20 protein-coding genes and 1 pseudogene are annotated in these 22,101 nt (G+C 35.5%); 20 read left to right on the top strand and 1 reads right to left on the bottom strand.

Features of this window, described 5'->3' with window-relative positions:
- Window positions 1–36 precede the first annotated feature (36 nt).
- From LS65_RS04110 to LS65_RS04040, 16 genes and pseudogenes are all read left to right on the top strand, one after another.
- On the top strand, window positions 37–1,722 hold the full coding sequence (locus LS65_RS04110) for a DUF262 domain-containing protein (protein ID WP_034363591.1): 1,686 nt from the start codon (window positions 37–39) through the stop codon (window positions 1,720–1,722).
- The gene (locus LS65_RS04105) at window positions 1,719–3,944 is read left to right on the top strand and encodes a GmrSD restriction endonuclease domain-containing protein (RefSeq protein WP_034363594.1); all 2,226 of its coding nucleotides are present in this window, start codon (window positions 1,719–1,721) and stop codon (window positions 3,942–3,944) included. The genes LS65_RS04110 and LS65_RS04105 overlap by 4 nt, the downstream gene beginning before the upstream one ends.
- A pseudogene (locus LS65_RS04100) lies at window positions 3,941–4,705 on the top strand (restriction endonuclease). The gene LS65_RS04105 and the pseudogene LS65_RS04100 overlap by 4 nt, the downstream one beginning before the upstream one ends.
- Window positions 4,706–4,707: 2 nt before the next feature.
- Window positions 4,708–5,019 carry a DNA adenine methylase gene (locus LS65_RS04095; RefSeq protein WP_034363597.1) on the top strand — a complete coding sequence of 104 codons (312 nt, stop codon included), beginning with the start codon at window positions 4,708–4,710 and terminating at the stop codon, window positions 5,017–5,019.
- A gap of 198 nt (window positions 5,020–5,217) precedes the next feature.
- Complete coding sequence (locus LS65_RS04090) at window positions 5,218–5,934, top strand: RICIN domain-containing protein (RefSeq protein ID WP_052061168.1); 717 nt, start codon at window positions 5,218–5,220, stop codon at window positions 5,932–5,934.
- Window positions 5,935–5,946: 12 nt separating this feature from the next.
- Complete coding sequence (locus LS65_RS04085; RefSeq protein ID WP_034363600.1) at window positions 5,947–6,768, top strand: cytolethal distending toxin subunit B family protein; 822 nt, start codon at window positions 5,947–5,949, stop codon at window positions 6,766–6,768.
- Window positions 6,769–6,776: 8 nt separating this feature from the next.
- A complete protein-coding gene (locus LS65_RS04080) occupies window positions 6,777–7,328 on the top strand; it encodes an RICIN domain-containing protein (protein WP_034363603.1) in 552 nt (183 codons plus the stop codon).
- A gap of 95 nt (window positions 7,329–7,423) precedes the next feature.
- Window positions 7,424–8,209, top strand: coding sequence for a TSUP family transporter (locus LS65_RS04075; protein WP_052061169.1), 786 nt, complete (start codon window positions 7,424–7,426; stop codon window positions 8,207–8,209).
- Between the two features lie 269 nt (window positions 8,210–8,478).
- Window positions 8,479–8,895, top strand: a complete 417-nt coding sequence (locus LS65_RS04070) for a DMT family transporter (RefSeq protein WP_034363606.1) — start codon at window positions 8,479–8,481, stop codon at window positions 8,893–8,895.
- Window positions 8,892–9,206, top strand: a complete 315-nt coding sequence (locus LS65_RS04065) for a DMT family transporter (RefSeq protein WP_034363608.1) — start codon at window positions 8,892–8,894, stop codon at window positions 9,204–9,206. The genes LS65_RS04070 and LS65_RS04065 overlap by 4 nt, the downstream gene beginning before the upstream one ends.
- A gap of 181 nt (window positions 9,207–9,387) precedes the next feature.
- Window positions 9,388–11,013, top strand: a complete 1,626-nt coding sequence (locus LS65_RS04060; protein WP_138129763.1) for a type I restriction-modification system subunit M — start codon at window positions 9,388–9,390, stop codon at window positions 11,011–11,013.
- A gap of 318 nt (window positions 11,014–11,331) precedes the next feature.
- Window positions 11,332–11,604 (top strand): hypothetical protein, encoded by a 273-nt coding sequence (locus tag LS65_RS10130; protein WP_236096620.1) that lies wholly within the window; start codon window positions 11,332–11,334, stop codon window positions 11,602–11,604.
- A gap of 30 nt (window positions 11,605–11,634) precedes the next feature.
- Window positions 11,635–11,877, top strand: coding sequence for a hypothetical protein (locus tag LS65_RS10125; RefSeq protein WP_236096619.1), 243 nt, complete (start codon window positions 11,635–11,637; stop codon window positions 11,875–11,877).
- A gap of 72 nt (window positions 11,878–11,949) precedes the next feature.
- Window positions 11,950–13,131, top strand: a complete 1,182-nt coding sequence (locus LS65_RS04050; RefSeq protein ID WP_052061170.1) for a restriction endonuclease subunit S — start codon at window positions 11,950–11,952, stop codon at window positions 13,129–13,131.
- Between the two features lie 58 nt (window positions 13,132–13,189).
- Window positions 13,190–14,662, top strand: coding sequence for an ATP-binding protein (locus tag LS65_RS04045; protein ID WP_201274330.1), 1,473 nt, complete (start codon window positions 13,190–13,192; stop codon window positions 14,660–14,662).
- A 9-nt stretch (window positions 14,663–14,671) separates the two neighbouring features.
- Window positions 14,672–17,740 carry a type I restriction endonuclease subunit R gene (locus LS65_RS04040; protein WP_138129762.1) on the top strand — a complete coding sequence of 1,023 codons (3,069 nt, stop codon included), beginning with the start codon at window positions 14,672–14,674 and terminating at the stop codon, window positions 17,738–17,740.
- Window positions 17,741–17,810: 70 nt separating this feature from the next.
- Here LS65_RS04040 and LS65_RS04035 read toward each other — a convergent pair whose 3' ends face one another.
- A complete protein-coding gene (locus LS65_RS04035; RefSeq protein ID WP_034362863.1) occupies window positions 17,811–18,221 on the bottom strand; it encodes a VOC family protein in 411 nt (136 codons plus the stop codon).
- 95 nt (window positions 18,222–18,316) lie between these two features.
- Between LS65_RS04035 and LS65_RS04030 the strand changes: the two genes are divergently transcribed.
- The 4 genes from LS65_RS04030 to LS65_RS04015 all read left to right on the top strand — a co-directional run bounded on the left by LS65_RS04030 (window position 18,317) and on the right by LS65_RS04015 (window position 22,002).
- Entirely contained in the window at window positions 18,317–18,739 is a 423-nt protein-coding gene (locus tag LS65_RS04030; protein ID WP_034362861.1) for a nuclear transport factor 2 family protein, read from the top strand.
- A gap of 15 nt (window positions 18,740–18,754) precedes the next feature.
- Complete coding sequence (locus LS65_RS04025; protein ID WP_084707955.1) at window positions 18,755–19,297, top strand: MATE family efflux transporter; 543 nt, start codon at window positions 18,755–18,757, stop codon at window positions 19,295–19,297.
- A gap of 125 nt (window positions 19,298–19,422) precedes the next feature.
- Window positions 19,423–21,354 (top strand): DUF1561 family protein, encoded by a 1,932-nt coding sequence (locus LS65_RS04020; RefSeq protein WP_138129761.1) that lies wholly within the window; start codon window positions 19,423–19,425, stop codon window positions 21,352–21,354.
- A 189-nt stretch (window positions 21,355–21,543) separates the two neighbouring features.
- Window positions 21,544–22,002 (top strand): MerR family transcriptional regulator, encoded by a 459-nt coding sequence (locus LS65_RS04015; protein WP_052061197.1) that lies wholly within the window; start codon window positions 21,544–21,546, stop codon window positions 22,000–22,002.
- Window positions 22,003–22,101 lie beyond the last annotated feature (99 nt).

The raw sequence follows: 22,101 nt of genomic DNA, 5'->3' as shown, positions 1-22,101 counted from the left end.
TATAATTTTGTTATAAAATTAGATAAAGGAATGGAAATGAGTGAGCAACAATATCAGTCTTTAAGAGCTATTGCAGATTTGGGGGGTAAAAATTTTATTGTCCCAAGTTATCAAAGAAGCTATCGCTGGGGTGAGAGGGAGATTCAAGCTTTATTGCAAGATATTTGGGATTTTGCACAAATGCAGAATCAATCTGATTTTTATTGCCTACAACCTGTGGTTGTGAAAAATAATAAAGAAAAATATAGAATCATTGATGGGCAACAAAGACTTACGACAATATTTTTAATCATAAAATTCCTTGAAAATAAAGATTTCTTTAATATTTCCTATGAAACTCGCCTTAATAGCACTAAGTTTTTGCAAAATATTCAAGACAAAACGCAAAAAGAAGTTGAGAATATAGATTTTTACCATTTTCATAAAGCTTATGAAGTTATACAAGATTTCTTTAATAATAAAAACATTAATAAAGATAAATTCTTAAAGATATTGCTCAATAAATGTAAAATCCTTTGGTATGAAATAGCCCCTAAAGAAAATGAAAATGAAGTTTTTATTCGCCTGAATATTGGAAAAATCCCTTTAGTGGAAGCAGAGAATATTAAAGCTTTATTTTTAAGCAAAAATGATGAATTAGATTCTGATGATTTAAAAGATAGGGCAGAACTTTGGTATCGAAGCGAAATTGAAGCAAGAGAAAATAGGGATTTTAGGTATTGCGTATTGAATAAAATCAATGAGAAAGAAGATATAGAAAATAAAATCCTAAAAGATGATATTCAACGAATTGAGGCATATTTAAAATCACTTGTTCCTCCCTCAAATAAAAAACATTATTTGTTTGAGTATTTTTACAAATATTATAAAGATGGAACACTCAATAATCAATGGAGTGAATTAGAGAATGCAATCAATACACTCTCTGGCTTTGCAAGCGGAAAAGGAAATGATAAAATAGATAGAGAAATTTTTCACTATCTTGGATTTTTGATTTTAAGTGGAGAAAATATTTATTCCCTCTATAAAGAATGGAAAAATGATACCAACAAAGAATCGTTTTCGCAAAAGCTTTTGGCAAAAATTCAAAATAAAATTTCAAAGATTGAAAATATAGAGCAACTACGGTATAAAAAAGATGATGCAAAAATAAAAGAGATTCTCTTACTTTTTAATTTGGAATATCTTATTCGTGAGGAAAGTTCTAATGAATATTTTAAATTCAATCGTTTTGTGCTGGAGCAATGGAGTTTAGAGCATATTTACGCTCAAAATTCTAAAAGTATCAAAGAGGCTATAAAAGGCAAAGACAATGAAAGTATTACTCAATGGCTTGAGGAAACTTTATTATATATTGATGATGATATGCTTAAGCAAGAAATTAAACAAAGTATCAAAGAATCTAATTTTACCGATGAATTATTTGATAAAATTAATGACAATTTTAAAAATGATGATACTTTACATACAATCCAAAATCTCACATTGCTTGATAAAGAGTCAAATAGTCAAATTGGTAATCAAATATTTAGTCAAAAACGCAAAGCAATACAAAAACTTGGCGAACAGGACAAACTCATTCCCATTGCTACAAGAAAAGTGTTTGAAAAAGTATTTTCTGAAAACAAGAGTAATCCTGATATTTTTGAACAAAAAGACCAAGAGGATTATCTTGCAGCCATTAAAGAGTCTTTAAAAAGATACACAAAGGAGAATAAATGAATCTCAAAGAATTGCTAAAAAAATATAGAATTGAAGTTCCTATATTACAAAGAGATTATGCACAGGGCAGGAAGTCTCAAAGTAAAATTGCTAATGAGTTTTTATCTGCAATCTTTAATGTATTAAATGGTAAAAGGCAATCCTTGCATATTGATTTTATTTATGGCTATCAAGAAAACGATAAATTTTTACTCATTGATGGGCAACAACGTATTACAACACTTTGGCTATTGCATTTTTATCTTTATAAAAAAGCGGGTTGTTTGGAGCAAATAAAAGATTTGCTGGCAAAGTTTTCTTATAATACTCGCAGAAGCTCTGCAAATTTTTGTAAAAATTTATTAAAAAAGGACTTTGATATAAATGAAAAACCAAGCGAAGCCATCAAAAATAAAGGTGGAGAGTTTGAGAAAGCAGAAAATCTCAATAATGATCCTACCATCAAAGCAATGTTAAATATGCTTGATTGGATTTTTGAAGAAGTTAAGAACAAAAGAGAGATTAAAAAACTTGCAGAAAACCTAGATAATATCACCTTTGATTTATTTGATATGGGAAAATTTGAGCTTGGTGAAGAGCTATATATCAAAATGAATGCAAGAGGCAAACAACTTAGTAAATATGAAAACCTTAAGTCTTTTATTGAAAAAGATTCTAAAATCTCTAGAGATCAAAAGCTTTTAGAGAGTATGGATGCGAATTGGAGTGATTATTTTTTTGATAGTCCAGAAGTATTTGATATACGAGGGTGTAATTTTCTCCATTATGCTACTCTCTTTTTTGCATTGGAAAATAAAGAAATAGAATCTAAAAATATTAAAGAGGCTATTGAGAATCCCAACCAACCCATAAATGAATTTTATGAACCTTTGCAAAATGTTGAAAACATCAAATTGCTTGATAGAGTGGTAAGCTTGTGTATTTTACTTGATACTTTAGAAATTAAAGAGGTTGTAAAAATAAAGGATTCCTCTTTTTTTGATAAAATATTGAGTTATTCAGATATTTGCTATTTTTTCTCTATTTTATTTTTTATGAAAGAAAATAGAGAGGTAGAGAATGATAAAACTGCATTGAATGATTATTTAATGGTGAGTAGGCATTTTATTGAAAATCATCGCCTTGATAAACCAGAAGAGCATATACCCCAATTTTTTAGATTATTTAAACACCTCTCGCAAGGACATCAAAATATTTATCAATTTTTAGTAGATAATCCTACACATAGTTTCCATTCTAATATTTATCATTTAGAAGTGAGAAAAGCGAAACTAATTTTGGCTAGTCGTGAGGGAGGAGAAAATTGGGAGGAAATACTCAACCAAACAAGTGAGCATAAAGTTTTGAAAGGTTGGGTAGATTTCCTCCTTGATTTTAGTGACGAAGAATTTGTATATAAAAGTTATTCAAATAATAAAAATTATAGAAAGGGACAATATGGCTTTACATCTCTTTATGAATCTCCAAATTTAGAAAAATTCAAATTATATGCCACTACAACAATGCAAATTTTAGATAAGGAACAATTCTTAAGTAATAATCTTACATTTTTCCAAAGAGCCTTTCTGTGTATAGGCGATTTTAGCTTTTATAGCACGAATTGGTTCTATGGAAATTCCCCTGCTGATATTTTTAGAGATAGGGAAGCCTTAAATTGGATTCTTAAAGGAGATAAAAATAATTCAGAATTACCTTATTTCAAAGAATTTTTAGATACTTTACTAGAGTGTAAGGGTAAAAATCTAATTGATAAAATGCAAGAGGTTATCAAAAAGACTGATTTATCACAAAAAGAATGGTGGGAGCAACTTTTAATTGGAGAGCCAGCACTATTTGACTTCCTTAATGAGAGAAAAGAGACTTTTCAAAGATATTCTAGAATCCGATATTTTGATGATATCGATAAAGTTGAACTTTTACCCGGTTTAAGAAATACAACAAATGTAAAAGATTTACTTGATTACGGATTTTACTGCTATTGTAAAGATAGAGATTTATCAAGAGTTTCTATGTATGAATGTGGTGAGAAACAATTTGGAGATAAATTTGAGTTATTACCACATTTTTCTTTAGATAATATGAAAGTTTTATGCAATAGTATGGAATCCAAGATTTACGTGAACAATAAAGAATATCTAATCAATCTTGAAAAAGGTAACAATATTTTTAATGAGTTTGATAGAATTTTAAAGCTAATTGATGAGGATAGAGTTATCAAATGAACCACTTTCTAAATCAAAGGGACTATTTAGACCAGCTTTTTAGGGGATATCCTATGAGTCCAGACAACATAAGAGAAATAGATTCTATCAAATAGGATAGGTTTGAAAAAGCCTTTAGCGCAGACGAGCAAGAAAAAATTATAGAATCTTTGCTTGATTTTGATTTGTTTCCTATCAAGGATTCTTATATCGCCTATCTAAGGCGCGACAAAAGCGCAATCAAAAGGAATCCTGCAACGATAGCAAGAATTTGCGGGAGATTAAAAGAAATGGGATTAAATAAAATTTATGAAAATCTCTCACAGCCGAAAGAAACGAATCGCCAAATAGGACCGCTTTTTAAGCGTTGGATAAATAGTGGCATTTTGGGAATCAAATCTAGTGATTTAAAGGATTTTGCAAACTCTAGTGACAATGCCATTTTAAATGCTTCGGATACAGCTATGCAAAAATTTGCAAAGGAAACTTTGGGCTACACTCGCTTAAAAGGCTTGGATTTCATCGCAAGATTTAATGGGAAAATGATTATCGGCGAGGCAAAGTTTCTAAGTGATTTTGGCGGACATCAAAATGCCCAGCTTGAGGACGCAATGAGTTTGCTTAACACCCCTTTAACTCCAAATATTATCAAAGTAGCAATTTTAGATGGAGTATGTTACATTCAAGGCAAAAACAAAATGTTTGAAACACTGACAAAAGGCTATCAAAATCATAATGTTTTATCGGCATTGCTCTTAAGAGACTTTCTTTATCAGGTATAGCAATGTTGCATTTTTTTAAATCTTTTCAATCTCCGCAAGATTTTCTAAAGCTCCCATTGAGCAGAGAATTACAAGGGGATTTTAATCAAGAAAATTTACTTATTTTTGATGATAACCTTAATGCTATGCAAAATCTCTTGCAAAATAAAGATTTTAATCATAAAAAGACTTTTAAAAATATTGTAGATTTAGTCTATATTGACCCTCCTTTTGCTACCAATAATACCTTTAGACTAGGAAGCACGATGAGCGCAAGTTTAGATTCAAAAATTGCATATAAAGACAAATTTAATTTGGAATCTTATTTCCTCTAATATGGATTCTAAGGATAAGTATTCTTGAATAGCAAGCATAAATGGATTTAAAAGTATAAAATATGATATAGAAGCATTTTTCAAGATTTTAAATAGCTATTGCTACATAAAAACAGCATAAAATCCTCATTTTATAGAAATTATTGTTATATTATCTTAAGATATAATTTCAAGAATTGCTATTGAAAAAGGATATTTATGCGGTATATATTTTTTCTTTTAATGACTTTTATGCTTATAGCATATTCCTCAACCCCAAAGACTGATGATTTGGGGTATTTGCCTATGAATAAAAAAGATTTGGGTATAGGCTCAACTCCAACACCTCCGCCTAATGAACCCATACCAAGCGAAAAATCAAGAAAGCTACGAATGAGTATGGAAAAGACAAGAGTTCCCATAATAAGTAATCCCAATAATAACAACAATAATACACTAGAAATAGATAGAAATATCTCTAATCCCATATCAATTATGTCTTCTTCTGGTGGGCTTTTAACGCTTTGGGCTTTAAATCCGGGAAATTGGGTATGGGGCTATACACCTCTTGATGCACAAAGTTTTCATCAAGCACCATTTTGGCGTATTATAAGCTTTCCAAATGGGCAAGTGATGATAAAAAATGAAGAAAAAGGCACTTGTCTTCAAGCCTATAGAAATGGGGCAGTTCATGAAGTGTGTGATACTAAAAGTCCGGGGCAATTTTGGATTTTGAACTTTTTTGATAATCAAGCAGTGCAAATTCAAAATGTTGATGCAAAAATGTGCCTGCAAACGCCAACCAATCGTGCAACGACCTATTACAGCATTTACATAACAAAATGCGCCATTAATGAACCTAATCTTGACCAACAATGGTATATCACCCCCATTATAGACAATGCTGCACCCATTTTTGTAACAAACCCAAAGTGAAAAGGAATGATGATGAAAATATTATTATGTCTTTTAATAAGTTTTAGCTTTGCTCTAGCCAATCTTGAGGATTATAGAGTAAGCACTTGGAACTTACAAGGTTCTTCAGCAAACACAGAAAGTAAATGGAATGTAAGCGTTCGGCAGCTCATCACAGGCGATAATCCCGCTAATATCCTTATGATACAAGAGGCAGGTGCTATTCCTGCAACTGCTAGGAGAACGGGCAGAATCATTCAGCCCGGTGGCACACCTATAGAGGAGTTTATTTGGGAACTTGGCACAAATTCTCGACCAAATTCTGTTTATATTTATTATGCCCCACTTGATGTGGGGGCAAGAAGAGTAAATCTTGCTATAGTTTCTAATATAATGGCTGATGAAGTCTTTGTAGTGCATCAAAATATTGTCGCAACAGATGTTTCTCGCCCAGCCATAGGCATTCGTATCGGCAATGATGTATTTTTTAATATTCACGCTTTAGCAAATGGGGGTGGCGATGCACCTGCTTTGGTTACAGCAGTCCATGATTTTTTTATAAATATGCCACAGATAAATTGGCTTATCGCAGGTGATTTTAATCGTGACCCAGCACTCTTGCAAGCTGGGCTTGATACAAGGATTACGAATCATATTCGTATTGCTGCGCCAAATTCTGCTACACATTTTAGTTCTAGAGGTGCAAATAGAATCCTTGATTATGCAGTAGTAGGTAGGTCAAGCCCTGAACGCACCGCCCTACCTTTACCACAAATTACCGCATTGCTTATAGCAGCAAGTATGCGTGCACATCTTGCATCTGACCATTCACCTGTGCATTTTGCACGCTTTTAGGAGGCAAAATGAAAAAAATTATTTTATCACTTATTTTTATTTCAAATTTTATATATGGGGTAAATCCTGAAGATTTACCCGATTTTACCGCACCATTTTCTTTAAGAAACCTTTTCACAGGGGATTTACTTGCTCCAGATTCTAAAAGACCTAATTGGAATCTTAAACAAGTTATGCTTGATGAAGAAATTCGCAAAAGCGACCCCTTTGATAGCTTTAAGTTAGGGGCTATGCAATTTGTCAATACAGAGGATTCAAAATTATGTTTAGGCATTGATGAAATTGGATTTTTTGCACTTAAATCTTGTGAGGAAGATTTAAAAAGCAAAAAGCTTGAAACCGTATTTACAATTATCCCTACAACGACTGCTGCCGTGCAAATCCGCTCTTTTGTTTTGGATAAAACAGAATGTATTGCAGCATTTTTTAACCCTAGATTACCTACAGGGAGAGGCATAGGTATCACTCCTTGCGATGTGGATAGTGCATTCCATATTGATATGCGTAAGCTTATGCTTATCCTCCCTCCTTTGATGGAGGCAAAAACGATTAATCCTTGAATAATAGTTGAACTTTAAAAATAAATATATAGAGAAACATTTTGTATATTTAGATATAAAACTTATAATCTAGGTAAATTCAAAAAGAGTATTCTATGCTTGATTTTTTAATAACTCCTACATTTGAGGGTATAGCGGTATATCTTTATTTTGTCTTATTTCTTGCCTCTGTAATAGGTGGGGTAGTGGGCGCACTCTCTGGAGGTGCTGGAATGATAACAATGCCCTTATTGCTTGTAAGCGGAATAAATCCCCTCCAAGCCTTAGCCACGAATAAACTTCAAGCCTGTGTTGGCTCGTTTGTTAGCGCAGCGCATTATTATCATCAAGGCTTGGTGGATATGAAAGAAAGTCGTATTTTAATGCTTATTGCTACATTGTTTGGGGCAGTGGGTGCGATTTTGGTGCAGTTTATGGAAATTTCCTTGCTCTCAAAAATCTTACCCTTTGTGATGATAGCTGTGGGTGCGTATTTTTTACTCTCTCCAAACATTAGCGATAAAGATAGAGCAAAGAATCCCCATAAAATATTTTTACTTATAAGTGCAGCAATAGCGGGCTTATATGGGGGATTCTTAGGGATTGGCATTGGTTCATTTGTTTTAGCCTTACTTGTAAGTGTCGGTGGATATGGATTGAGCAAAGCTCTAGCGCATTCGCGTTGGGTTGTATTTAGTATCAATCTCTCTTCCACTTTGTTGTTTATACTCGGGGGTAATGTGCTTTGGATTCTAGGTATTATGATGTGTGTGGGGCAGAGTATTGGTGCGAGTTTAGGGGCGAGACTTGCCATAAAGCACGGGGCAAAGATTATCCGCCCGATTGTAATATGTGTATGCTTTGCTCTCTCAACGCAATTGCTTATCAGGGAGTTTTTTTAGAATCTCTGGTTGCATTTTCACCCATAAATACTTTTATGCTATAATGCACGATTTTAAAAATCTTTGAATTAGGAGAGAAAGGCTAATGATTTGGGATCAAGGCTATTTTTCATATTCCCTTTTAGTGTGTTTTTTCTCCACAACCTCACTTTAGCTTTTATTCTTCTTTACATAATTTATCCAATCATATAGATTCTAAACATCGTATTTTAGGCTTTGGGCAAAGCTCTAAGCCATAAAATACACAAATAAAACATAAAGGAAATAGAATGCAAAGTATAAAACTTACCCCAAATTTGGCGTGGGGATTGGTTGTTTTTGGTGGCATTATAGAATGCTTTTGGGCAAGTGGGCTAAAGTATAGCGATAATTTGTTTGCTTTTACGCTCACAGGAATTGGGATTTTTATCTCCTTTATCTCTATGATTCTAGCGGTAAAGGTGCTAGAAATTGGCATTGCATACAGCGTGTTTGTAGGCATTGGCACAGCGGGGATTACACTCGCAGAGATTCTTATTTTTAATGAGCCTTTCTCGCCGCTTAAGATTCTCTTTATTGCTACTTTGCTCATTGGCGTCGTTGGCTTAAAGCTCTCTAGCAACGAGAAAGAAGAAGCGCAAGAAGAAAAGCTTGTCTCAAACTTCTCACACGATTTAGGGCTTGATGAAATAAAGGAGCAAAAATGAGCTGGGTATATTTACTTCTTGCGGGGTGTATGGAGATTGTCGGTGTGATTGCGCTGAAAAAATACTCATTAAGTGGGCGCAAAATCTTTTTGCTTGGAATCTTGGTGCAGTTTATGCTAAGTTTTGCGCTACTCTCTTTAGCAATGCAAGAGATTGCTATGGCAACAGCCTATGCGATATGGACAGGAATCGGTGCGGGAGGCGGTGTGCTTGTGGGTGTGGTGTTTTTCAAAGAAAGCAAAAATATCAAAAAGCTGTTTTTTATCACGCTCATCATCGCTTCCGTCATTGGGCTTAAGGCGATAGGCTAATTTTAAGTAGTGGAGAATCTTGGGCTTTGCTTATCCTTAGTGCAGTGCAGATTCTTGTAGGGTAAGACAAAAAGATAAATCCTTAAGGAGCATTAAGATTCTCTGTTGGAGGGTATATCTTATCTATAAGTAAAATTATGTCAAAATACAATCTAAGAAATCCAACACGAAAGAGGCTCTTATGACGCACAAAACCTTAGCACAAACGCTTTTTAAATCCGCCGATAAACTCCGCAAAAACATTGACGCTGCCGAATACAAGCATATCGTTTTAGGCTTAGTTTTCTTAAAATACATTTCCGATAGTTTCCAAGCCACTTTTGAGAGGGTGCAAAATGAGGGAGGAGATACAGAGGATAAGGACGAATATCTTGCATATAATGCGTTTTTTGTGCCACTAAAGTCGCGGTGGGAATACATTATGGCAAATGCGAAGCAAAGCAATATCGGCAGCATTTTAGATAACGCAATGCAAACCATAGAGCAAGAAAACCCAAGCCTTAAGGGAGTTTTACCCAAAGTCTATGCGAAAGAAAATTTAGATTCCATTTGTTTGGGTGGGCTGATTGATTTGCTCTCTAATCTCTCCTTGAGTGGAGAAGGAGGAGGCAAGATTACCCAAAGTAGCGATATTTTAGGGCATATTTTTGAATATTTCTTAGGTGAATTTGCACTAAGTGAGGGCAAAAAAGGCGGGCAGTTTTACACCCCAAAAAGTGTTGTAGAACTCCTTGTTACAATGCTAGAACCTTACAAGGGGCGCGTGTTTGACCCTTGTTGTGGTAGTGGGGGAATGTTTGTGCAAAGCGAACTTTTTGTGCAGAGCCATCAAGGCAAGATTGATGATATTTCTATTTATGGGCAAGAGAGCAACCAAACAACTTGGCGACTTGCAAAGATGAATCTTGCCATTAGGCAAATTGACTCTTCACAAGTCAAATGGAATAGTGAGGGGAGTTTCTTAAATGACGCACACAAGGACTTGAAAGCGGATTTTGTCATCGCTAACCCGCCCTTTAATGATTCTGATTATAGCAGCGAGCTCTTAAGGCAAGATGGACGCTTTAAGTTTGGCACACCCCCTAGCACAAACGCGAACTATGCGTGGATTCAACATTTCCTCTATCATCTAGCCCCCAAAGGCGTGGCGGGATTTGTCCTTGCTAAAGGTAGCCTTACAAGCAACACCGGCGGTGAGGGAGAGATACGCAAAAACCTAATAGAATCTAATCTCATTGATTGCATTGTCAATCTCCCCGCTAAACTTTTCTTAAACACGCAAATCCCCGCAAGTCTCTGGTTTATCCGCCGCTCTAAAACAAATAAAGAAATCCTTTTCATAGACGCAAGAAATTGCGGAGAGTTGATTAATCGCAAAAATCGCATTTTAACCAATGAGGATATTCAAAGGATAAGCCAAACCTACCACGCGTGGAGAAAAACGCAGAATCCACAAGGTGGAGATTCCAAAAATCTAGTTTCCCATACTGACTCTCTCCTTTGTCATTCTGAAGCTTTAGCCGAAGAATCCCAACCTATAAAATCCAAGCAAGATTCCAAAATTGTAGAATCTCTCCCGCCTTATACTGACATTAAAGGTTTTTGTAAATCCGCTTCTTTAGAGGAAATCGCCGCACTTGGCTACACGCTCACACCGGGTAGATTTGTAGGACTAGAAGAAAACGAGCAAGATTTTGACTTTGAGGCAGAATTTACACGCTTAAAAGAGGAGTTGCAATCTCAAATGCAAGAGGAAGAGGCGTTAAATCAAAGGATTCTAGCTAATCTTGCGTTGATAGAGAAATGAAAGATATATATACAAAGCGGTAAAGCACCGCCGTGAATGAGCAATAAATAATTGTAGTATTAATACCTTATACATAAAACACACAAAGGCAAGCAATGAATAAAACCACTTGGCAAAGGGTGAAGTTGGGGGAGAGAATAATAAAGCACAATCTATATAAAATTCAGAGTAACCTCTCATCAGCCAAGCCAACAAGCACCCACGATTCATCGTTGGTCAAGCTCTCTGAATTGCAAGGATTATAGTATAATTATCCTAAACACAAGTTTAACAAAGGGGATAAATGGGACATTTTAACCTAGAGATTGAGGAGCGACAATGGAACTAGAAAAACAACACAAACTTTTTTCTAAAAAAAGATTACAAAGCTATGAATCCCCCAAGCAACATTATGAAAATTTCTTACTTATTAGTCGCTTAAGCATTAAAATAGGGCTTTTAGAAATTATTACAAGAAACAAAATCGCCTCTTTGCTTCTTATACTAGATGATGAATTTATTTCTGCGCAGACTCTAGGGTATTGGTGCGAAAAGATACAAGAACACAAACTACATAATCAACTTATAAATATGAAACACCTAAGCTTTTAAGCCTATTCCCCTTTTAACAAAAAAGATAAAATGAGAAATTATCAAAAAGTAACCATTGCATATTCATTATTTCGCACAATTCGTAATCGTGCTTTTCATTTTGAAAATCTTTTCAAGAAAAATCCCAATGGCACACTTAGACTTTCCACTTGCTTAGTCTTTGGAAAAACAAAAGTGTTAGTTGATATAGAAGCGGATAAAATCGAGGGACTTTTAAATGATATGTTGGATTGTTTTGATTACGAGGTAAAAGAATTGTATAAAAGGCGGTAAAGCACCGCCGTGAATGAGCAAGGATTATAGCATTAATACCTTAAGAACATATAAAACACACAAAGGCAAACAATGAATAAAACCACTTGGCAAAGGGTGAAGTTGGGGGAGGTAGCGGAGAGTATCGTATCTGGTGGAACGCCACTTACATCTAAAAGCGAATATTACAATGGAGCAATCCCTTGGCTAAATACAAAAGAAGTGAAAAACAATAGAATTTATTTTACAGAAAAAACTATTACAGAATTTGGACTTGCAAATTCGTCAGCTAAATGGATAGAAAAAGATTCTGTAATAGTTGCAATGTATGGTGCAACAGCTGGAAAAGTCGCAATTAATAAAATTCCTTTAACTACTAATCAAGCTTGTTGCAATATAACACTTGACGCAAATAAAGCAGATTATAATTTTATCTATTACACTTTATTGAATAGTTTTGAAAAACTTGAGCAAATGACTTCTGGGGCTGCACAACAAAATTTGAATGTTGGATTAATTTCTAATTTTAGTTTTTCTTTGCCACCTCTTGAAACACAGCGTAAAATCGCGGAGATTCTAAGTAGCTTTGATGATAAGATAGATTTGCTTCATCGCCAAAACAAAACTTTAGAATCCTTAAGCCTCACTCTCTTCCACCATACTTTTATAGAGAATCCCAAACGCAACGCGTGGGAAGAAAAACCTTTAAGTGAAATTGCAGAAATAAAAATAGGTAGAACACCTCCAAGAAAAGAGAAGCAATGGTTTTCAACAGATTCTAAAAATACAAAATGGATTTCTATAAAAGATATGGAGGAAAAAATTTTCATATTTAATACTTCAGAATTTCTAACTGCGGAAGCCATAAACAAATTTAAAATCCCTATAATTCCTCCAAAAACAATTATTTTAAGCTTTAAAATGACTTTAGGAAGAGTGGGTATAACAACTGAAAATATGTTATCTAATGAGGCGATTGCCCATTTTAATTTATATGATAAATATGAGCATTTTACAGAGTATTTATATCTCTTTTTAAAAATGTTCAAATATGAAACTTTGGGTAGCACATCATCAATCGTTACAGCAATCAATACTTCGTTAATAAAAAATATAAAAATAGCTATCCCCGATAAAGCAACATTGAATGATTTTCAGATTCAAGCTAAAGGATTTTTTGATAAAATCTACAACAATGTTAAGCAGATTCAAAACTTAGAATCTCTGCGTGATATAATGCTACCAAAATTATTAAGTGGGGAAATGGAGGTATGAGATGAAAATCGTGAAAATGAAATTGAAAAACTTTAGAAGCTATTAAAGCGAAGTAGAAATTGATTTTGAAAACATAACTGCTTTTGTTGGTAAAAATGATGTAGGTAAATCTACAATTTTAGAAGCGTTAGATATTTTTCTAAATGGAGGGGTTATAAAACTTGACAAAAATGACGTCAATAAACAAAATGAAGAAAATGACAAAGAAATACAGGTTTCTTTAATATTTGAGAATATTCCAGATTCTATAATATTAGATGAAACCAACCCAACAAATCTTAAAGATGAATATTTGCTTAACAAAGATGACAAATTAGAAATTATTAAAAAATATCAGAATGGCAGAGAAAAAGAAAAAGTATTTCTCAAAGTCTATCACCCAACTAATCGCAATTGTCGTGATTTATTATATAAAAAAGTTAGTGAGTTACAAAAAATAGTAACAGATAGAAATATTGATTGCAAAGATAAAACCAAAAAAGCAGAGCTTAGGAAAGCAATTAGAGATGATTGTGATGATTTAGCTTTGGAAAATATGGAATTGGAGCTCAATAAAGAAGATGCAAAAAGTATATGGGAACAGCTGCAAAAATATATGCCTTTGTATGCCCTTTTTCAAAGTGATAGAAGCAATGATGATGGTAATAGTGAGATTCAAGACCCTATAAAGTTTGCAATAAGAGAAGTTTTACAAGATAACGAAATTTCTACAACCCTAAAAACAATTGCAAAAAAGATAACAGATGAATTGCAAAAAGTTACAAATACTACTCTTGAAAAATTAAAAGAAATGAATCCAAGTATTGCCCAGAGTTTAAATCCAAATATCCCAAGTGCAGAACAATTAAAATGGGGCGATGTATTTAAAAATATATCTATTATGGGGGACAAAGATATTCCAATTAATAAAAGAGGTAGCGGAGTAAAAAGGTTAATTTTATTAAATTTTTTTAGGGCTGAAGCAGAGAGGAAAAAAGATAGGGAAAGCAAACAGAGTATTATTTATGCAATTGAAGAACCTGAAACATCACAACATCAAGAACATCAAAGATTATTAGCAGAATCTCTCGTCCAATTATCTAAGCAAAATGGTATTCAAGTTATATTGACAACACATAGCCCTACAATCGTAAAAGGATTAGATTTTGATAATTTAAGAGTGGTAAAAAATGGAAACAATGGAGAGAAACAAATTGTCAAAATTGATAAAGCAAGTCTGCCTATCCCCTCTTTAAATGAAGTTAATTTTTTAGCCTTTGGAGAAGCTGATGAGGAATATCATAATGAGTTGTATGGGTATATTGATAAAGAAAAAATGATAGAAGAATATAAAAATAATATGAAAAATATGAAAAAGTATATCAAAATTGATAACAATAATTCCAAAAAAGAGAAAACAATAACACTAACTGAATATATAAGACACCAAATTCATCACCCAGAAAATGAACTTAATATAAGATTTACAAAGGACGAATTGCATCAATCTATTGAGAAAATGCGAAATTTTATAAAAAATAAAAACAATTAGGAATCAGTAATGCAACTCCTCAACGAAAGAACCATAGAATCCCTGCTCCTGCAAGATTTAGAAAACGCGGGATACACTTACAAAAGTGGCAAAGATTTAGAGCGCAACAGCAAGGAGTGGATACTTAAGAGTGAGTTTAAAGACGCGGTGCGGAGGATTAACTTTGCTGATTCTACGCAATGCAACCTCGCCTTAAGTATGGAATCCCAAGAGCAGCTTATAAGCGAAGCGTTAGCAAAGCTTAAAGCCCTTGAAAATGAGGAACTTTTAGAATCTAACGCCAAATGCCACGCTTATCTTACGCAGGGTATCCCGCTTGAAGTGCTACTTGATGGCGAAATGCGGGGCATTCTCTTGCAAGTGCTAGACTTTGAAAACCCGCAAAACAATCACTTTTTAGCTTGTAATCAACTCCATTTTGAATCTAAAATGCCCAAACGCCCTGATATTGTGCTCTTTGTCAATGGCTTGCCTCTCGTAGTGTGTGAGCTTAAAAATCCCCTAGATGAAAACGCCACCTTGCAAAACGCCTATAACCAACTGCAAACCTACAAGGCACAGATTCCTACACTTTTTATCCCTAATGTGCTATGTATGGTAAGTGATGGGCTAAATAGCAAGGTGGGGAGCTTGAGTGGGGATTTTGTGCGCTTTATGGTATGGAAAAATGAGGAATCCAATACGCAAATGCCCCTAATGCCCGATGTATTAAAACCTCACAATCTTTTAGAATTTACGCGCTTTTTTGTCCTCTTTGAAAAAGAGACTTTTAACGACAAAACAGGCTTATCCACGACAAAAATTATTAAAAAAATCGCTGCCTATCATCAATATTACGCAGTGCAAAAGGCAATAGAATCGGCTAGAAGCGCAATGAATGGGGATAAAAGAGGCGGGGTAGTCTGGCATACGCAAGGCAGTGGCAAGAGTCTCACGATGGTATTTTTTAGCGCAAAGGCAATTATGAGCTTTGCTAATCCCACGCTTTTAATCATCACCGATAGAAACGACCTTGATGAGCAGCTTTTTAGCACTTTTGCTAAGGCAAAGGAGCTTTTACGCACAGAGCCAATCCTTGCAACGAGCACACAGGACTTAAAGGCAAAGCTCAAAAGGGCAAGTGGAGGCATTGTCTTTAGCACGATTCAAAAGTTTAGAAGCGAGAAAGAAAGCTTTGAATGCCTAAGCAAGAGGGAAAATATCCTCGTGCTATGTGATGAAGCCCACAGAAGCCAATATGGCTTTGAAGCACGACTTGATGAGGAGGCGCAGTTGCACTATGGCTATGCAAAATATTTGCGAGACGCGCTGCCAAATGCCACTTATCTAGGTTTTAGTGGCACGCCGATAGAAAAGGCGGACGCGGACACAAGGCGCGTTTTTGGAGAATACATTGATATTTATGATATTGCAAGAGCGGTAGAGGATAAGGCAACTTTGCCGATTTTCTACGAAAGCCGATTAGCCAAAATTGCTTTAAGCACAGAGGGGCAAGAGCTTTTAAATGCACTAGATTCTAAACTAAGTCAAAGCGAGGAGCAAGAGAAAATCAACGCTAAAGCCACGAGGTTATGCGAGATTGTCGGGGCAAAGGAGAGGTTGCAGACTATTGCAAAGGATATTTTGGAGCATTTTACGCAGCGGCAAAAGATTTTGCAAGGCAAAGCGATGATTGTTTGTATGAGCCGAGAAATCGCAGTGTCTTTGTATGAACAAATCGTGCATTTAAAGCCCTCGTGGCATAATGAGGACTCCACAAAGGGTAAAATCAAAGTGATAATTACTGCAAAAAGTGATGATGGAGCAAAGATAAGCCAATACCACACGAGCAAAGCACAACGAAGCGAAATCGCCAAAAGGCTTAAAAGCATTGATGATGAGCTACAAATGGTTATCGTGTGCGATATGTGGCTTACTGGCTTTGATGTGCCACCGCTGCATACGCTTTATATGGATAAATTCCTAAGCGGACATAACCTTATGCAAGCCATTGCGAGAGTAAATCGCGTATATAAGGACAAACCCGCGGGGCTAGTCGTGGATTATCTAGGCATTGCCAATGAGCTAAAAAATGCACTAGAGTTTTATACGCAAAGCGGAGGTAAAGGCGCGTTTATACAAGACAAGACAAAAATCATAGAAAAAATGCAAGAAAACTATGAAATTACCGCCCAAATGCTGCAAGGAATGAATTATTTGCAGTATTTTAGGCTTAAAGCACAGGATAAACTTGCATTTATCGCCCAAGTTTTAGAAACTATCCTAGCCCAAGAAAATGGCAAAAAGCGGTTTTTGGATAATGCAACGAGGCTTTTAAAATCCTATGTAATGGCTCTACCTTGCGAGGAAGCGGAGAAAATCGCAAAAGATGTGGCGTTTTTTGACCTCATCAAAAGAACTTTGAAAAAATACGAAAGAGAGGAGGAGGGAAAATCTCTCGTGCCGCAAAGCGCAATTAAACAAATCATTAATGACGCGATTGTGAGCGAAGGAGTGGTGAATATTTTGGATAGCATTGCAAAGCCCAATCTCTCTATTTTATCCGAGGAATTTTTAAGCGAACTTGCCTCTCACAAGCACAAAAACCTTGCCTTGCAGACTTTGCAGAAGCTTTTAAACGATGAATTAAGTGCGCGTCTTCACTCCACACTCTCTGCAAAAAGCTTGATAGAGCGACTGCAAACGACAATGCGAAAATATCAAAACAACCTTATTAGTGTGGTTGAAGCCATAGAGGAGCTTATTGCCCTAAGCAAAGAACTTATTGCGAGTGATACGCAGAGAAAAGAAATGGGATTAAAAGATTACGAGTTTGCCTTTTATGAAGCGATTGCTCAAAACAAAAGCGCAAAAGAAGTGATGAGTAAGAGAGAGCTAAAAGAACTTGCCATAGCGATTTTTCAAACTCTAAGGCAAAATGTTAGCCTAGATTGGCAACATAAAGAATCTGTGAGGGCGAAGCTAAGAGTGGCGGTTAAAAGAGTGCTGCAAAAATATGGTTATCCGCCGGATATGCAAAAACTCGCGGTGGATAGAGTGATAGAACAAGCCGAGCTTGTGGCAAGTAAGCTTGTGTGAGGTTTGCAGGCAAAGACATTAAAGAGGGATATTCTAAAGTATTAGAAAATCAAACCTATACATCTATATTTCAGGACTTTTCTACTGCGATTTCTACTAAATTTCCATCAGGGTCTTTAAGATAAATTGAGTTAAGCTTGGAGTGTGCGCCTGTGCGCTCTACCACACCAAGCAAAATCTCTGCTCCCTTTGCTTGCAGATTTTGCTTAATCTGCTCTATGTCTCCCTCTGCAAGAAGACAAAAATCCAGCGCACCCACGCAAGAAGCAGAAGCACTCGGGCTAAACTCACCAAAAGATTGATGAATGTTGATTTTTTGCGCTCCTAAATGCAAAGCATATCTTGCAACGCTTTTACCCTCGCTATTTGTGCCTTTTTGTTCCTTTACTTCAAGCCCTAGCAAATCTCTATAAAATCTTAAACACTCACTCAAATTCTGCGTTACAAGCACAAAATGGTCTATACCTTTTATTATTTGCATTCCTTTTGTATTGAACTTACTTTTAGGATAGCATTATACATTAGTTTATATTTAAAATATTGTATAATGTTAGGATTTTATCTTAAGGAGCGCAAATGCGGAAGTTTATGGCTATCGCTTTGATTACAATGTTAGGTTATGCAAATATTGCTTACGCAAAGGAGGCGCAAATGCAAAAGGAGATTATAGAATCTGTGAAAACCTATCTTTCAGGCATTACAGAGGGTAAAAGTGCAAAAATGAAGCCTGTTTTTGTCAAAGAGGCAACTATTTTTGGTGCAAAGGCAGGGCAAAAGGTGAGCGGAGGGCAGATTCAAATCCTCTATGATGTGATAGATTCGCTAGGCAAAGCGCAACAAGCCAAATCAGACATTGAGATTCTCTACCAATTTGAAAATATTGCCGCTGTGAAAGTGGATACAAAGAATCTGCATAATGCTAATGTGATAGACTTGCTCCTGCTTACCAAAATAGACAATGAGTGGCGTATTACCTCTAAACTATGGCAGGAGTATTAAAAAAGTGCAAACCCTATTAAGTTTGCGATATTTTCTATTATACTTTATATAGACACTTTTATCATTGCTTTTATTATGAGCCTATGCGAGGGTATGCAACCCGCTCTAAGCTATAATTATGCGAAGAGAGACAAAGCAAGGCTAAAATCTCTCATTTTCTATATTTTTGCCACTGCTTTTTTGCTTTGTTTTGGGGTGGTTATAGCAATTATGCTATGGAGTGAAAGCCTCATTACGCTTTTTGCAGAAAAAACCAATCAAGACTTTATCGTTTTTAGTGCTTTTGCGTTAAGCCTATATGCGCTCAATTATTGTATCACTTGGTTTAATGTATGCGTAAGCTCCTTTCTCACTGCCTTTAACAAAGCCTCTTATTCTCTCTTGCTTTCTTTGATGCAGGGCTTTTTTGCGCCACTTTGTAGCCTCTTTGTTTTAACTTATCTTTTTGGGCTGAATGGAATCTGGTGCGCTGCTTTTGTGGGTGATTTGCTCTGCGTTGCTTTAAGCTTTGCGCTACTCAAAAGGGCTTTTATATTAGTCAATCCATACTTTGCTTAATTCCTCAATGTCCATAGATTTAAGAAAAGAGGCAAGATTCTACGCTTAGGCAGACAAAATTTTATATTCAATTAAAACTGCTATAATAAGACACAAGTTAGATATTCCAAGAAGGATATATTAATATGAAAAGTATAGTTCTACGCTTATATGCCTTTGCTCTCTTTTCCTTTAGCCTTTGTGCATTTTTTTCTTCTGCTCTTGCTCTTGAAAATCCTAAACAAGTTTCCCAAAAACTTGCCAATAAGCCTAAAGACAGACCTATTGCTTTTGTAAGCAAGCCTGATTCGATAACACAATGCCTCACACCAGTTTTTACAGGCTCTGAAGGCTATGTGGGGGTAAGTGATTGTGAAAAAGCAATAGATGCACGTTATGATGTCTTTAGCCGTATAGCGTGGAAACTTCTTGATGGTTGGGTGTGTTTAAGTGCAGAAAATGAAAAGTATATTCAAGGCAAGCGACTCATCTTAAGACCTTGCGTCATTGATGATAAAACGCAAAGCTTCATAATTAAAGATAATATGCTCTACACTCCTGATTTGCGCTTTGTGCTTCAGATTAACAATGGATTCCTTACCCTGCAAAAAAGTCCATCTAAGGGCACGCAATCTAATCTTATTCTCTATAATATGCAAGAATGGCTCAATACAATAGCCACTCCTGCACCTTTAATGCAAAAAGGCTTTATTGCTTGGAGATTTTTCACCCCTCAAGGTTTTGATTTGTATTATTTGCGCAATGATGAATCGATTAAAAATAACCCCCAAGAGCTGTATTTCAATCTTGAAAATGGCATTATTGCACAATATGATTCGGCTACTGCAAAGATGTTTTGCCTTACTTCTAAGCAGAATGCAAAACAAGATTGGAATTGGGTGAGTTGGGAAGAATGTTTGCAGCAAAATTTACGAGAAAACAAAACAGCATCATCGAAATTAAACGCACAAAATTGGAAAATTTTTATGTTTGCAGATAATGATAGCGCAATGCTTAAGGATTATTTAGGCAATTTTTTACGTGTTACTAAATATGGCACAAATTGGGGTGTGCCATATACCGCTAAAGCAGATTATTTGGCTAAAGATACAAATGAGGGGCAGACTTCGTATTTTCAATTTAGTCATAATATGCAAGATTGGGAGAGATTCAAAAATGCAAATCTTTCGGATTCTCTTCCCACTTGTCCGGCAAATGGTTCTTATACGAAAAATCTAAAAGCTATTGTGCAATTACCGCCTAGCTTTGCCTTAACGCAAGAGTGGAAAAAGCGATTGTGGCAGATTGCGACAACAACTGATGGAGTTTCGGAAAGAGCTGGGGATTGCGGTGTGTGTTTATTGCATAGCTATCAAATAATTGCTGAAATGAATGAATATACTGCTACTCCATTAGAATCCGGAGGTTTTTTCTTTGATACAGCTTTTGGGCGCAATCCTTTCACTTCTTTTCGAGCGCGTTATCCAATGCTTGCTGCCTCCCTTGAGCAATATCGTGCCTCTAATACTCCACCCGGATTATCTCGTTCTGCAGCGTTTGAATATGCCGCACAAATGTATAGAGCCATTGCTCTAAGCCTCTTTCCCGGGAATTTTTGGCTTTCTTCAGAATTTGCTACAAATGATGTTGCGATAAGAAGTGCATTGAGAGATTTATTTCAGCAACCTGCTGGGACTTTATGGATAGCGCAAATGTATTATGTCGCTCGAGATGGTAGCTATAATGCACACGGAATGCCTGTGCTACGAACAGGTGATGGGATTCAATTTATCCCAACTAATTTAGTAAATATGAATTATGAAAGCTATGAGCGGGCATTATCCAACTCTTTTGCACATAATTTAAGAGAGGCATATAATGTCGTTACACGCAATGGCACACTCAACTTATATATGTTTTATTCTTTGCGTTTGCGTGAGATTTATCCTAATCCTATCAATGCGTTTTTATCTAATAATAATTGTAGCGGTGAGGGGGAAGAACGAAGGGGAACACGTAATATACCTCTTAGTAGCTTTATTAATCAATGTGCAAGTGGGAGATGTATTTTGCAATAACGCATTAATCAATGTGCTTGGGCATTTGTCCTTGTCTTACAAGTTTTATGCGTGGTTGCAAAAGTTTTTGATTTACTCTTATTTTATTTAGATTTTTATCCTCCAACCCCTTGACAAACACTAGGTGTTAGGATTTATAATATCATTTCAAAAACTGCAAACTTAGCTAAAACTTTCAAAGGAGTTTCAATGACTTACACGATTTTAGAAGCAGAGCATAAAAGCGGTATTCCCTCGCGCAAGATTCGCTTTTGGCTGGATAAGGGGCTTTTTCCAAGTATTTACAAGGATAAAAATGGTGTGCGGCTTTTTAATCAAAAAGATATTGATTGGTTGTGTTGGATTAACCTTTATCGTGAGCTTGGAATGAGTATCAAAGAGCTTAAGTATTACAAAGATTTGTGTGAGAAAGGCGATGATACATTAAGAGAGCGACTAAAAATCATTCAAGCGCAAAAGAAAAAGAATCTCGCCCAACTTGCAAAAGCGCAAGAAAATATTGCAATGCTTGAATACAAAGAGCAACTTTATACAGATTTAATTGAAAATGGAGTGGATTATCGGCATTCTAGCTTTAGTGAGTGCAAAAGGGCGATGAGAAAAAAGGAGAAAGATAAGAATCTGAAAGACACAAGTGCTTTTCGCTAGATCTCTCTTATAGCCACTATATGCGAGTAAATCGCGCAAACTCTGCTCACTGAAATCCTTACAAGTCAAATCCTCACAGAGATTTTTCATAAAATCTTT

Source organism: Helicobacter japonicus (assembly GCF_000762845.2).
Classification (GTDB): Bacteria; Campylobacterota; Campylobacteria; order Campylobacterales; family Helicobacteraceae; genus Helicobacter_C; species Helicobacter_C japonicus.
The sequence above is the reverse complement of the archived record's forward strand: the minus strand, read 5'-3'. Positions and strand labels throughout refer to the sequence as shown.